Here is a 14,236-nt window from a genome sequence, read left to right as displayed (position 1 = left end):
TGTGACTTTCTTGATATTCAATAATATGAATAAACGTAAGGGTATATTAACATCAAGAATTCATTGTGGAATTACTATTGCTTTTGCAATTTATATAATTTCCGTATTTTATTTTACAGGAACAGGAACTTTATATGATATACTTCATTATCGCTTTGAAATAACGCAAAAGCTAAACTTTATGCCATTTTCTAATGAAATTGATATAGTGGCATATTTACAAAACATATTACTTTTTATTCCTTTTGGTATTTTACTTCCTTTTTATGGAAAAAGCAAGATAAAGTGCTCTATATTCTCGTATCAGGATTTTCATTTTCAATGTTTATAGAAATCACTCAATTATTAAACAATAGAAGTACTGATATTGATGATTTAATATTGAATACGATAGGTGGACTCATTGGATATGGTATATATAAAATGTTTACTTGTGTAATAAAAAGTGAACCCGAATCATACGATTGCTGTAAATGGGAGCCCATCATATATATAGTTGTAATGTTTATGGGACGTTTTCTTTTATTTAATCAATTTGGATTTGCAAAATTACTTTATGGATTTTAAATGATTAGACAAATTCCAATCTGAGATTGAGTAATATAAATAAGAATTTGTCAGTGGGCTGTTTTCGGTTAAGAACAATTGTATTATAATACAAGCTAGATAAATTATGAATTTGAGGTGAAATGCTATGGACAAATATACAAAAGAAGAATTGATAGAAGCACTACGAGTTGTATCCTCAACTATCAGTAAGTGTGAAAAAATACAGCCAAAATTTGCAGAAGGTACCTCTCAGCACACACTCCTTAAGAACAGGATAAAAGCAATGTATATTTCAAAATCATTAATAACAGATGAAAATGTTATGGATAAATATACAAAAGAAGAATTGGTAGAAGCACTACGCCCAGTATCTTCAGTTATCAGCAAATGTGAAAAAGCACAGCTAAAATTTGCGGAGGGTACCTCTCATTACAAGCGCTTTAAGAACATAATAAAAGCGATGTATATTTCAAAATCATTAATAACAGATGAAATTAGTAAAAGAGGTTAATTCCAGTTTTGGGTGAAAATGTGAGTATAACTCGAAGCTAGACAAATTCTAATGTGTAGAGTTGAGGAACATAATTTTAGATTCAGTTCTATCATAGTTATATTAAGAAAGTCTAAGCTGCCCATTATCCATAAAATGTGACATATGAATGATATAAACAAGTAAATAAATAGTAAGTTTATAAGAAAGAGGGTAGATTTATTATGAATATAAAGGGTGTAATATTTGATTTTAATGGAACTATGTTCTATGATGGAGAAATTCAAGAAATATCTTGGAGAACATATTTACAAAGAAAAATAGGTAAAAAAGTGACAGATGATGAATTTCAAGAATACGTTCATGGCAGAAATGCAGATGTTACATTACCATATTTTTTAGGGACAGAGTTGTCTAAAAAAGAAATAGAAGAATTAGCAGAAGAAAAAGAAGTAACATACCGTGAACTATGCCTAGCAGATAATAATAAATTCAAATTAGCTAATGGATTAATAGATTTTTTAAATTATTTAAAAGAAAGTAAAATTCCTTTTACAATTGCTACTGCTTCAGGATTGAATAATGTTAAATTCTTTTTTGAGCATTTAGATTTAGCAAAATGGTTTAATATATCTAATGTAGTGTATGATGATGGAACAATTCCAGGAAAGCCAGAGCCAGAAATTTATATTAGGGCTGCTAATAAAATCGGAATTCATATAAATGAATGCATGGTTTTTGAAGACGCAAAGTCTGGCATAATGTCGGCACATAGAGCTGGTGCTTATAAAATAGTTGGAGTTGCTTCTATGCTTGATAAAGAAGCAATGTTAAAAATAGATGGTGTAGATGAAGTGATTGAAGATTATACAAACGTTATAAATTTACTAAAATAAATTTTAATTTAAGGTTAATTATTATTAATATTAATTTACAATTTAATTTAATGAGTTAAAAATTTAAAATATAAAAAAGCACTTTGATTTTATTGGGAGTTGTGTTACAATTTACAATAAAAAGAATTAATATAGGTTATATTGCATTTTTTACCTATCAGTTAATTAATATAATTTGTAAGTTTTTTTATTAACTCAAGTATTAAATAGAAACAAGTTAACTTTGATTGTTAATTTTTAAATTAATATAAAATTTTTTATTATCCGAATTAAGGGGGACATAATTATGAAATCTAAGAAATTAAAATTATCATTGTTATTGGGTGCTTATGCATTGTGCTCGATGTTATTAACAAGGCCTGTCAAAGCAGATGTTGGAGTTGTTGAGGGTGCTACACCTATTAATCAAGGTATGGCTATTCACGCAGACGACTTTACAATATACAATGATAAAATTGCTGCATCTTTTGCAGTAGGAACAAATAACTACTGGAACATGACAAATGGAAGTATCCTTGATGTTGCCATTATGAAAGATGGTAAATTTGGTGTTGATTTAGTAAATGATATTGAATTTTTAAACAATTACTGGACATCTACAGGAGCATTTAACGGTGAAAATCTACAGAAAAATCCAAAGGAAAATATTACATACAAAAAAGAAGAGAATAAGGTTGTTGTTACTGCTAAAACAAGATATTGGACAGCGGGACATAAATTACCTTTAAATGTCACAATTGAGTATACATTAGAAGATGGTAAAAATTATATTGGTTTAAAAACAACTGTTGAAAATCCAGCAGGAAATGATGTTTATGAAAACATGTATGGAGGATATTCAGTTAGTACTTTAGCTGCTAGCACTTTTGGACCTTTTGGATATTATCCTGACAAAAAAATAACTGGTATCGGAATTGGTGCTGATAAAGATGTTAATGAAAGATTTGGAAATTACGTTGTAACTTATGATAAAAATTATGCTGTTTCCGTTCAATTAGATGGGGCAAATACATATAAAGGGTCAAGTGGATATAAGGATGTCTATGTAAATAATACAATTGAACCAGGAAAGAGCTGTATTTATACAGGTGAAATTTTAGTCTCAGATAAAGGTGAAACAACACCTATTATTGAACGTTTCATAGAAAAAGATCCAACAATTCAATCAGCGAATGTAAACGGTGTAGTTAAGGATTCGAAGGGAAATTCTGTGAAAGATGCATTTGTAGTAATTAGTAAAAAAGGTTCTTATAAGGAAACTGTAAAATCTCATGGTAAAGAACAACTTAAAAAAGATATTATGCAGCCATTTGCTTGGAAAATAACAGATGAAAATGGTCACTTTGAATTTGATTTACCAGAAGATGAATATGAGGTTCATGTTGAAGCTAAGGGATATACACCGTCAGATATTCAGAAGTTAAACTTAACAGGAGATTCAAAGTTAGATTTTATGGTTAAAGATGGAGCTCACGCTTCTCTTAAAGCTGTTGATGAAAATGGAAATCCAGTTGATTTCAAGGTAACTGTATCAGGAATTACATCAACATTTAAAACACTTGGGGGAACTGTATTCTTTACAGATTCAAAAACCCATGAAGCTAAATTTGAGGTATCAGCTCCTGAAAATCCTGTAACGTTTACAATTACACGTGCCAGTGATTATGAATCACTTCCAGCTACAATAACAAAAACAATAAAGCCAGGTGAAACGATTGATGAAAAAGTTGTACTTCCTACATTAATAAAAACAAATTCAAGAAATTGGTATAGTATGGACAACCATCAACATGCAGACTTTGGTGATGGTGCAACACCAGTTGAAGAACTATATAAAGCTCAAGTTGCAGCAGGTTTAAATTATAACCTTGTTTCTGATCATGATTCAGTAGTAAATGATCCTCTTATGGCTAAATTAGCTAAAGAAGGTAACAGGCCATTTATTCCAAGTATTGAAGTTTCTCCAGGTTGGGGTCATTGGGGTATTTTAGGTGCTGATTATACAAAGAATCCGATTTCACCAGACTTAACCCCAGCAGAAATAATTAAAGCTGGACATGATATGGGCGCTCTTGTAGTTGTTAATCATCCATATACAGAATATGGTTTCTTCTATAATAGAGATAGCGTTAAAGGTGGATATGATGAAGGTACTGAAGATTTCGATTTACTTGAATTACAATCTACAATTGATTTAACTGACAGTACTAACATGGATAAAAGAGCATTAGATTCTGCAATGGGATATTGGAATAAAGGTATTAAAAAATATTTAAGTGCAGGTTCAGACCAGCACGATGCAACTTCAGGATTATACCCAGGAATTATCAGATTATACGCTTATATTGAGGGTGAAAATACAACTGAAAAGTATCTTCAAACAATAAAAGATGGTCATAGTTATGTAACAATGGGACCTATATTTACACCAAAAGCAAACACAATGTTTGGTACAACACAAAAAGTTAATGCAGGTGAAAAATACACATTAAATACAGAAATCCAAGCTGTTAATGGATTAAATCATATTGACGTTTACAGCGAAGGTAAGATTATTGCATCAAAAGACTTTAATAATACACAAGATACTGTTAACTATAAACTAGATGTAGAACCAACAAAAAATACATGGTATAGTTTTGTTGCAACTGATGGAAAAGGTCACTATGCAGTTACAAATCCTATTTGGGTAGAGATTGCGGATGATACTAAAAACCAGGGTCAACAGAAAAACCGGGGTAAACAGAAAAACCGAGGTCAACAGAAAAACCAGGGTCAACAGAAAAACCGAGGCCAACAGAAAAACCAGGGTCAACAGAAAAAACAGGGTAAACAGAAAAGTCAGGGTCAACAGAAAAGCTAGGGTCAACAGAAAAACCAGGATCAAATAAAGGGACAAAAGCGACTACAGTTGGAAAAGGGAAACTTCCAAATACTGTACATACGGAATATTACTAGCAGGTTCTATATTATCATTACTAGGTGCAGGTGTATTTGTATTTAAAAAGCGTCATGAGTAAATTTAAGTTATCATTTAAAAAGTTATCATTGGTAAAAGTCTTAAGTCTAGGAATTATAGTCATAGGCCTAGGATGTATTTCTTGGTCATTTAATGCGAAACTTACTATGACCACTTGTTATCCATTTTATTTTATTGGATATGCTCCAGAGCGTTATATAGTTTTGGCAAACTTAGTGAAGAATAAATAAAACAGCATCTTAGGATGCTGTTTTTTCTTATGGATAATTTCAGAACAATTTATAGTGAACCGGTGCAGCTGAGCTAGGTTATGTAATTTAAATGGTGGAAATCTATTTAAAAAAAGTTTTATATCCTTCAATAAATTCTAGATAAAGTATTATATAGTTCATAACTAAATAACTAAAAATAGACCTATATTTAATAAAATGATAAGTAGTACCAAAAATGTACACAAAATTAATAAATTTAAACGTAAAAATACCAAAGATTTCATCTTAATGGTCGAAAATAGTAAAAGAGGGTTAAAAGAGGAATTTAATTTTTGATGGATAATGGATGCGTAATTATAATGAGATATATAAAAAAAGATGTTTAATTGATTTCAAAAACATAAAAAGATGAATTAAAAAAGTACTTTTAATGGACAAGATTTTATGAATTTACTAATACATAAATAGAAAATCTTAAAGGTAGATAGAGTATAACTAAAGTGATTAGTGTATGGTGAGATTAATTTTAGTAAGAATGGAGAGATATTAATGAACAAATTAGAATTACCTAAAAGCTTAGAAAAATTTAGAGGCGAAATAGAAAAAACCATGAAACCTCATATAAAAATTAAATTACAAGAAAAAGAAACTATGCCCTGGGAAAGTAAATTAGGAGGAGATCCTTATTTAGAAATTGGTATGGAATACCCTAAAACATCCAATGGAGAATATTTGCGATTACTAGCTCAGATAAATTTTGAGGAAGTTCCACACTTAGAGTCCTTCCCACAAAAAGGCATATTGCAGTTTTACATATTAGCTGATGATGTTTATGGACTTGCTCTTCAGGATCAGTGCATACAAGATACATTTAGAGTAATATACATACCTGAAGTTGTAAAAAATGAAGAAAACTTAATAAAGGACTTTTCATTTTTAGGAGAGTTAGAAGAAGACTGGTACATGCCTTTTAGCCATGAAGGAAAAATGGAGTTTTCATCAGAAGAATATATGCCTGTATCCTGGGAGGATTATAGATTTAATGAGATATATGGTAGCATTAATTTACCAGAAGAAGTAGTAGATGATTATATGGAGAAATTAAGCTCTGATGGATGTAAAATAGGAGGGTACCCTGCTTTTACTCAATGTGATCCAAGATATTATGATAAAAATCTAGAAAGATTCAATACATTATTGCTTCAATTAGATTGTGAAGATGAATGTGATTTAATGTTTGGAGATGCTGGAGTAGCCAACTTTTTTATAAATGAAGAAGATTTAAAGAAACTTGATTTTACTAAAGTTTTATATAATTGGGATTGTTGTTAAGTATAAATTTTTTTAAAAAAAGTTCTTTTCTTACCATTAAAAACTTATTGAATTTTATTTGTAATCTTTATATAATAGTTTTACAAAGAAATTGTTCCAACAATTTTAGATATAAACAATTGAAATATGGTCTGGAATATTTGTAGAGCTTTTATTTTGAACCTACATTATTTATACGGGAGTTCAATACTTAAATGTGGATTAGTCTTATAAGACCAACTATTGAGTGGCAAAGACAGCAAAGCATTTGTGAGAACACCCACCTATCGAGAGATAGGTGTCAAAATTGGAGCAGCGGTATTTTGGATGCATAACTTTAAAAATATAGCATGAATGTTGTTATGAGAGGAAGGTAACCTCTCTTTTTATATTTTCCTCAAGGGGGAAAATTTTATATAACAAAAATAAAGATGAATATGAAATGATTAATGGTGCAGGGGTTAAGTTTGCAGATAGAGATATTCTTAATAAATACTAAAATTAAGTTCTAACTACAGATAATGTAGTTAGGCTTTTTTTATTTTTTAAAAGACAAAAGATGTCCATGTTGTTTCATTATAATCTAGACATAAATTAAGGTTAAAGGGGCAAAGCTTAGATGATAAGAAATAAAATGTTAATCCTTATTTAGTACTAAATAATAACCATTTATTTTTTCATAAAAGAAATGTATAATTTATAGTGGCAAAAAATAATATGAAAAATATGAAACAGAAGGGTAACAAATGAATAATTTAAGGGTAACAAATGATTTTAAAAGTATAGTATTAAATGATACAAAGTTAATAGATGTTAGAGCTCCAATTGAATATGAAAAAGGAGCAATATTAAATTCAATAAATTTACCTATATTATCTAATGAAGAGAGACATATTATAGGTATATGCTATAAAGAAAAAGGTAATGAGGAAGCTACAAAGCTTGGATTTAAGCTTGTATCTGGAAGTGTAAAAGAAGAAAGAGTGAATTCATGGGTAAAATATTTTAGGGAAAATACTAATACTATAATTCATTGCTTTAGAGGGGGGTACCGTTCAACTATAGCACAGGAGTGGATATATGAAGCAACAGGTCAATATATAGTAAAGCTAGAAGGGGGATATAAGGCATTTCGTAATCATCTTATAAACTCATTAGAGCCTGAAAATATTAAATCAAAGCCTTTAGTTTTAACTGGATATACAGGTTCAGGTAAAACAATATTATTAAATAAACTAAAGAATTCTATAGATCTAGAGGGAATTGCACATCATAGAGGCTCCACCTTTGGTCATTTTATTACACCACAAAAAACACAAATAAACTTTGAAAATAGCTTAGCCTATAGCGTAATCAAACATGAGGATAAAAATTATAAATATATGATTTTAGAAGATGAAAGTAAAAACATTGGGAAGAATTTCATACCAAAAGGTTTTTATAATCATTTTCACAGTGGGGATGTAATATTCTTAGATGCTACTGTAGAAGAAAGAGTGGAAAATATATTACAAGAATATGTGGTAAATGGTCAAAAGGAGCATATTGAAGCACTAAAATATAGAGATTTAGCATTAGAATCTTGGTTAAATGATATGGTTTCTAGTATAGAAAGAGTTAAAGGCAAGCTTGGCGGAGACAGAATGAAGGTAATAATAGAAGAGCTTAAACTAGCTTACAAAACTCAAATAGAAACTAATAGCATTGATAGGCACAGAAATTGGATAGAATTATTTTTAACTAATTATTATGATCCTATGTATAAGCATTCCATAGATAAATCTAATAGGAATGTAATATTTAAAGGTAATAGTATAGAAGTATTAGAGTATATAGAAGAATTAGAAAGATAATGGATAAACAGAGTTTTAAGCTTTAGAGGGAGTTTTTACGCCCTCTAAAGCTTAAAAATCGTTATCTAGGGGCGTATCTGCTCTTTACTCCAACTTTGAAGAAGATGAGAGTATTAGAGCAGGTAGTCATCAGATAAAAGTAGAAGTGAATCTTTAATGAAAAAATTTACAGGCGAAATAAAAAAAGCTATAAAACCTTATATAAAGATTAAATTAGAAGAACAGAAGACAATGCCTTGGGAAAGTAAATTAGGAGGATATCCTGCTTTTACTCAATGTGATCCACGATATTATGATAAGAATCTAGAAAGATTTAATACATTATTGCTTCAATTAGATTGTGAAGATGAATGTGATTTAATGTTTGGAGATGCTGGAGTAGCCAACTTTTTATAAATGAAGAAGATTTAAAGAAACTTGATTTTACTAAAGTTTTATATAATTGGGATTGCTGCTAAGTATAAATTTTGATATATATGTAAGAATACATGTAACTTTGTTCCTCACACGACCATATTATAAAATGTAAAGATTATTAAAGTGGTGAGAAGGATGTATTTATATCCAATGACAAATTTTTATGGTAGTGAACCATATGGCACAGATGAATTGTTAGAACAAATATATGCTACAAACATTTATCCAGTTACCGAAGCAGATTCAGGAGTAGACCCTAATTATATATATCCCGAATACAGATCTATAGATGATATGGATTATATTGATATGTTTAGAGTTACTGAATCAGAAATGGCCCTAAGAGATACCATGCGTATGCTTTGGGAACAACATTCTGTTTGGACAAGATTGGCTATAATGAGTATAGTAGCAGGTTCACCTAATGAGGATCTTGTTGTAGCTAGGCTTCTTAGAAATCCTAAAGATTTTGAGGAAGCATTAAGACCTTTCTATGGCGATGAGGTTGCTGCTGAATTTAATAAGTTGCTTACAAATCACCTTGTTATAGCTTCAGAAATTGTTAAGGCCTCTAAGGCAGGAAATACTGATGCAGCAGCAGATGCTGAAAAAAGATGGTACGAAAATGCAGATCAAATTGCTGAGCTACTTAGCAAAATTAATCCTTATTGGTACTTTGAAGATTGGCAAGCAATGTTACATGAACATTTAGCACTTGTTAAAGCTGAAGCAGTTGCTATACTTACATCAGATTATGAAAAAGGTATTTCTATATATGATGATCTTGAAATGCAGGCTTTAGAAATGGCAGATATGATGGCAGATGGCATTGTAAAACAGTTTCCCGAAAGATTTCAAGATTAAACTTTAAAACAATTAATTTTTTATTAAAAAGATCTATTAGATTAAAAGATTGATTTATAACACAAAATAAGGTAGTCAACACTGACTACCTTATTAAAACTTTATTTATCTTTAATTAAATTTACATGGATTTTTCCTTTTGTTAAGCAATAACACATATACACTCCAAGTCATTATAAATACAAAAGAAATCCCTTCGCAGAAGCCAAATGTAAAATCAGATAATGATTTGTTTTACCTATTTTGTTTGTTGTTTTATCTTATTTATAAAATCCTGCTTCTTTATTACAACAGGGGTAACTGGCTCACCGTAAAAATCTATTGGTTTTCCTAATACTTCACACCCAAGCTGTTTTAATATTATTACAGTTACATCTCTTGCATCTATAAAAACTTCTTCTACATTAAGATTAAAAATTTCATTTAGAGAAAATATAGCCATTTTTTTGCCTATTCCTAAGCCACGGAGCCTTTTATCCACTGCAAATCTTCCCCAATGCCATTGATTATCTTGGCACCAACAGGCTACTACACCGATAATGTCTTCACCTATTCTTGCACACCACCAAATTTGCTTCAAATCTTTATTTAGAGGTATTAATTCTTTAGGGATATTTTGTTCATAAGCAAATATTTCTGTGGTTAACCTTATTGCATCATCCAGATAATTTGATGATAATCTTTCTATTTTTATTCGAGAATCATCCTTCATAAGATTATTTTTTAATGCAAGAATACGAAATTCTTTTAAGGATTTTGAAATGTCATCATTAACAGTGTCATTTCCTAGATCTAGAATTTCATTGATAAACTTATTAGCTTCCATATCTCCATTTATCATAGCTTCCAATCCTGATGAAAGAAGGCTAATGTGTTTTATTCTTTTGTCATTAGGAGACTTTTCTATTTTAATAAAATTTTTAGCTTTTAAACTATTAAGAATTCTACTTAAGGAAGCTTTATCAATTCCTAATTGTATTGCCAATTCGTTAAAAGGAGTAATGCCATTCTGTTTAAGATAGTCCAATACATGGGCTTGTACTAATGTAAGTCCAGAGTTTAGACAATTATAATTAAGTAGTCCTAATTCTCTTATAATTAGTCTTAGTTCTTTTCTAACTATTTCTGCCTTATTCAATTTAACACCTCACTTTGTTGATATTATCAATGAATTTATTTTATTATATTATATTGAGATTTATGCTGCAATATATAAAAGGGCAAATATGATAAAATTATCTTTACTATTTTTGAGGTTTTTTAGTTTACGTACGGAAAATTCAAATGAAGCGGCTCAACTGTCTGGAATGGCACAGTCATTTGGATATCTGCTTGCCGCCTTTGGACCAATATTGTTCGGATTTCTTCACGATGTAACTAATGGCTGGAAGGTTCCACTTCAAGCACTAATCGGTATTACAGCCTTATTATTTATATTTGGTCTAGGCGCATCTCGTAATAGGTATATAGGTTCATCCTTAAAAGTGGTAAGGTAGATGAAATCTATGTAAAACAAAAAGAAAACTCTCCATCATTATAACTATGATAATGATGGGGAGTTTTGATAATTTTGGGTTATTTTGATTTTCAGCTTATGTGTTTGCTCATAATCTTTTGAAGGATTTTTTAGCAAGGAATACTCCTAAAATTAGTGTTATTATTTCTGACAAAGGAAAACTTAGCCATATTCCAATCATTTGAAAGAAATAAGATAGAAATAAAGCTACAGGAGCAATAATGCAACCACTACGTAAAATTGAAATAGTGAAAGCATGTCTTGGTTCATTTATAGAACTTAATACAGCTGATGTAATAATATTAATTCCTGCAAAGAAGAAACCAGCAAAATAAATAACCAATCCATTAGATGCAGTTTTTGAGAGAATTTTTATATGATCTCTATTGAATATTTCTACTAATTGATTATTAAAAATAACAACAAGAAAATATAAAACAACTGAAACTACAAAGGATGCATAGATTGCATATTTAAATAATTGTAGAATTTTTTTATTATTTCCTTGCCCAAAATTTTCACTCAATAAAGGTTGTGTTCCTTGAGCAATGCCTGTGAAAATAGAAGTTGCTACCAAAGCCAAATTAGCCACAATACCATAGGCTGCCACACCTATATTCCCGGAAATATTTAATATAAGTAAATTAAATACAATAAGAATAATACCAGAAGCAATTTCCGTAATGAAGGATGATATTCCTAAACTACAAATATAAGTTATCTGCTTTATTGATAATTTTGACTTATGAAAATGGAAGTGATTTTTCTTTTTAATATAGTGCCTTGTTAAAATACACATACTAATAATAGGTGCTAGTCCTGTTGCAAAAGCCGCTCCAAACATTCCCCACTGAAGAGGAAAAATAAAAACATAGTCTAAAATAATGTTTGCTAGACTTCCGATTAACATTCCAGCCATTGACAGCTTAGGATTTCCGTCATTTCTAATAAAAGCTATAAAAATATTATTAAGAATAAAAAAAGGTGCAAAACACAGTAGTGTTTTTAGATAGGTATTTGTCATACGAAAGATATTTTCATCTGCTCCTAATAAACTACTAAGTGTTGAAGATCCCAATAAACCAATCAGTAAAAAAAATATTCCCAAGAGAATCCCAATTTTAATGGAGTTGGTAAAAATAATATTTGCTTTGTTATGCTTATTTCGTGCTTGATAAATAGAATATTTTGTAGCACCACCAATTCCAATTAAAAGTCCTGTCGCATTAATAAAACTGTAAATGGAAATTGATAAATTTAGAGCTGTTAATCCCGTTACTCCTAATCCGTTAGATACAAAAAAAGTATCCGCTAAAATATAGCATGAAAGACCAAGCATTCCTATAACATTTGTTAAAATATAGCGCATAAATGTATTTTTAATACTCATTTTCATGATTCCTCCTAAAAATAAACATAAAAAAATACCTAACATTTATTCCTACTAAGACCTAAAGGAATAAAGTTAAGTACTATGAAATGAGTTACCCGGTGGCAACTTATTGGTGTTTAATTATTAAATTTTCTAAATAATATCATATTCCATTAGATTTTGTCAAGAAGATATAAACTTAAAAGCTGATGCGGATAAAAGAATAAAGAAAGGTAAGTATAACCCTATACAGCAAACAAGTATGGCATTTACAGGTGACTATATAACTAAGAGAAGAAAATGCAGAAAGAAACTTTGGCGAGCTTATTTATTTAGAGGGAAATCACAATTTTTCACTATAATTTGACACAAATCCCGTTGTAATAGTATTGTATTCTTAATATAATATTGGTATAATACATTAAGAAAAGTTTATTATAAACTTAGTTTGATTGTTATAATTGTAGGTTAATTTTATATTTAAGTTAAAGAATACCAAATTCATTCATATCTTGATATTTTTTTATAGGAGAAAATGCATATGAAAGAATTTAGTATTAATACAGATGTCTATTTTGGAGAAGGATCTTTAGATAGACTAAAGGAAATTAAAAATAAAAGAGTACTAATTGTATGTGATAAATTTATGGAAACTTCAGGTATGGCTGCAAAAGTACAACAAAAACTTGTTGATTGTGAAGTAGCTATATATAGCGATATTGTACCTGATCCATCTGTAGAAGTTATTGCATCTGGTATTCAAAAACTTCAAAGTTGTAATGCAGAGGTTATGATAGCTCTTGGTGGAGGTTCATCAATTGATGGAGCTAAGGCCATGAAAGAATATGCCAAAAAAATTACTGGAGGAGTTTCCACTATAGAAGAGTTTTATGCTATACCTACTACAAGTGGTACAGGCTCTGAAGTAACTGAATATGCAGTAATTACAAACAAACAAGAAGGATTAAAGTATGCTCTTACAGATAAATCACTTCTTCCTACGGTTGCTATTCTTGACCCTGAGTTGGTTAAATCTGTACCCAAAGCTATAACTGCGGATACAGGAATGGATGTAATCACACATGCCATGGAGGCCTATGTTTCAAAAAATGCTACTGATTTTTCAGATGCTCTTGCAGAAAAAGCCTTTACTTTAGCTTTTAGATTTTTACCACAGGCTTATGCTGATGGGAATGATATTATAGCAAGAGAAAAACTTCACAATGCATCATGCCTTGCTGGTATGGCTTTTAATGCAGCAGGACTTGGAATTACTCATAGTTTAGCTCATGCAGTAGGTGGGAAGTTACATATTTCTCATGGAAGAAGTAATGCAATAATACTTCCTTATGTAGTTGAATATAACGCTAGTTTAAATAAAGAAACCTTTAATGTTGAATATGACGTAGCAGCTAAGAAATATCAAAGGCTTGCTAAGTTATTAAAATTGCATGCGCCAAATGTAAATATTGGTGTTAATAATCTAATTAAAAGTATTGTAGAACTTCAAAATACATTAATGATTCCAGCCACATTAAAAGAACAAGGCGCTGATATGGCTTTGGCTGAAGCGTCAAGAGAAGAGATTGTTAATGCAGCTCTTAAGGATGTGTGTACAACAGCAAATCCTAGAGAAGCTACAAAGGAAGATTTATTAAAAATTTTAGAAAAAGTTTTAGGATAGACTATTTTATACCACTCAGTAATGGGTGGTATTTTGCTCAAATTTTCAGAAAAATTGAAAAATTAAATACAATTTATAATATAAAAAATAAG

At 30.0% G+C, this 14,236-nt stretch carries 11 protein-coding genes, 1 other RNA gene and 3 pseudogenes; 13 read left to right on the top strand and 2 right to left on the bottom strand.

Translation table 11 applies throughout. From position 1 onward, the window contains the following. The 11 genes and pseudogenes from ACYUDJ_RS03310 to ACYUDJ_RS03260 form a co-directional block, all read left to right on the top strand. Positions 1 to 331, top strand: a pseudogene (locus ACYUDJ_RS03310) (VanZ family protein); the annotation flags it as partial. Further along, the gene (locus tag ACYUDJ_RS03305) at positions 214 to 567 is read left to right on the top strand and encodes a VanZ family protein (RefSeq protein WP_347477339.1); all 354 of its coding nucleotides are present in this window, start codon (positions 214 to 216) and stop codon (positions 565 to 567) included. The pseudogene ACYUDJ_RS03310 and the gene ACYUDJ_RS03305, both read left to right, overlap by 118 nt. Positions 568 to 694: 127 nt before the next feature. Next, positions 695 to 1,060: a hypothetical protein gene (locus tag ACYUDJ_RS03300; RefSeq protein ID WP_030035407.1), complete on the top strand. Its 366-nt coding sequence runs from the start codon at positions 695 to 697 to the stop codon at positions 1,058 to 1,060. A gap of 203 nt (positions 1,061 to 1,263) precedes the next feature. After that, positions 1,264 to 1,935: an HAD family hydrolase gene (locus ACYUDJ_RS03295; RefSeq protein ID WP_085333425.1), complete on the top strand. Its 672-nt coding sequence runs from the start codon at positions 1,264 to 1,266 to the stop codon at positions 1,933 to 1,935. A 286-nt stretch (positions 1,936 to 2,221) separates the two neighbouring features. Then, positions 2,222 to 4,955, top strand: a pseudogene (locus ACYUDJ_RS03290) (CehA/McbA family metallohydrolase). Next, complete coding sequence (locus tag ACYUDJ_RS03285; RefSeq protein WP_321161465.1) at positions 4,930 to 5,145, top strand: sortase family protein; 216 nt, start codon at positions 4,930 to 4,932, stop codon at positions 5,143 to 5,145. Before ACYUDJ_RS03290 ends, ACYUDJ_RS03285 begins: the two are co-directional and overlap by 26 nt. Before the next feature lie 525 nt (positions 5,146 to 5,670). Continuing rightward, positions 5,671 to 6,459 carry a YwqG family protein gene (locus ACYUDJ_RS03280; RefSeq protein ID WP_093481299.1) on the top strand — a complete coding sequence of 263 codons (789 nt, stop codon included), beginning with the start codon at positions 5,671 to 5,673 and terminating at the stop codon, positions 6,457 to 6,459. 125 nt (positions 6,460 to 6,584) lie between these two features. Then, positions 6,585 to 6,772, top strand: a non-coding RNA gene (ssrS, locus tag ACYUDJ_RS03275) — 6S RNA. 412 nt (positions 6,773 to 7,184) lie between these two features. Beyond that, positions 7,185 to 8,291, top strand: a complete 1,107-nt coding sequence (mnmH, locus tag ACYUDJ_RS03270) for a tRNA 2-selenouridine(34) synthase MnmH (RefSeq protein WP_460289520.1) — start codon at positions 7,185 to 7,187, stop codon at positions 8,289 to 8,291. Between the two features lie 156 nt (positions 8,292 to 8,447). After that, positions 8,448 to 8,687, top strand: coding sequence for a DUF1963 domain-containing protein (locus tag ACYUDJ_RS03265; RefSeq protein WP_460289519.1), 240 nt, complete (start codon positions 8,448 to 8,450; stop codon positions 8,685 to 8,687). A gap of 156 nt (positions 8,688 to 8,843) precedes the next feature. Further along, positions 8,844 to 9,572, top strand: a complete 729-nt coding sequence (locus ACYUDJ_RS03260) for a LysM peptidoglycan-binding domain-containing protein (RefSeq protein WP_460289518.1) — start codon at positions 8,844 to 8,846, stop codon at positions 9,570 to 9,572. Positions 9,573 to 9,810: 238 nt separating this feature from the next. Here ACYUDJ_RS03260 and ACYUDJ_RS03255 read toward each other — a convergent pair whose 3' ends face one another. Beyond that, the gene (locus tag ACYUDJ_RS03255) at positions 9,811 to 10,710 is read right to left on the bottom strand and encodes a GNAT family N-acetyltransferase (protein ID WP_460289517.1); all 900 of its coding nucleotides are present in this window, start codon (positions 10,708 to 10,710) and stop codon (positions 9,811 to 9,813) included. 106 nt (positions 10,711 to 10,816) lie between these two features. Between ACYUDJ_RS03255 and ACYUDJ_RS03250 the strand changes: the two are divergent. Next, positions 10,817 to 11,068: pseudogene (locus tag ACYUDJ_RS03250) on the top strand (MFS transporter); the annotation flags it as partial. Positions 11,069 to 11,176: 108 nt separating this feature from the next. Here the strand turns inward: ACYUDJ_RS03250 and ACYUDJ_RS03245 are convergent. Further along, on the bottom strand, positions 11,177 to 12,478 hold the full coding sequence (locus ACYUDJ_RS03245) for an MATE family efflux transporter (protein ID WP_460289516.1): 1,302 nt from the start codon (positions 12,476 to 12,478) through the stop codon (positions 11,177 to 11,179). A 523-nt stretch (positions 12,479 to 13,001) separates the two neighbouring features. On the opposite strand from ACYUDJ_RS03245, the gene ACYUDJ_RS03240 reads away from it, so the two are divergent. Then, positions 13,002 to 14,144 (top strand): 1-propanol dehydrogenase PduQ, encoded by a 1,143-nt coding sequence (locus ACYUDJ_RS03240; RefSeq protein ID WP_043032020.1) that lies wholly within the window; start codon positions 13,002 to 13,004, stop codon positions 14,142 to 14,144. Positions 14,145 to 14,236: the final 92 nt, after the last annotated feature.

This window comes from Clostridium sp. CTA-6, from assembly GCF_054768115.1.
This window is presented reverse-complemented; position numbering and strand designations above follow the sequence as displayed.

What these genes read in the sequence shown, in the direction of transcription:
- ACYUDJ_RS03295 (WP_085333425.1), top strand. Translation starts at nt 1,264, where the DNA reads ATGAATATAAAGGGTGTAATATTTGATTTTAATGGAACTATGTTCTAT.
- ACYUDJ_RS03240 (WP_043032020.1), top strand. Translation starts at nt 13,002, where the DNA reads ATGAAAGAATTTAGTATTAATACAGATGTCTATTTTGGAGAAGGATCT.
- ACYUDJ_RS03265 (WP_460289519.1), top strand. Translation starts at nt 8,448, where the DNA reads ATGAAAAAATTTACAGGCGAAATAAAAAAAGCTATAAAACCTTATATA.
- ACYUDJ_RS03300 (WP_030035407.1), top strand. Translation starts at nt 695, where the DNA reads ATGGACAAATATACAAAAGAAGAATTGATAGAAGCACTACGAGTTGTA.
- mnmH (WP_460289520.1), top strand. Translation starts at nt 7,185, where the DNA reads ATGAATAATTTAAGGGTAACAAATGATTTTAAAAGTATAGTATTAAAT.
- ACYUDJ_RS03245 (WP_460289516.1), bottom strand. Translation starts at nt 12,478, where the DNA reads ATGAGTATTAAAAATACATTTATGCGCTATATTTTAACAAATGTTATA.
- ACYUDJ_RS03260 (WP_460289518.1), top strand. Translation starts at nt 8,844, where the DNA reads ATGTATTTATATCCAATGACAAATTTTTATGGTAGTGAACCATATGGC.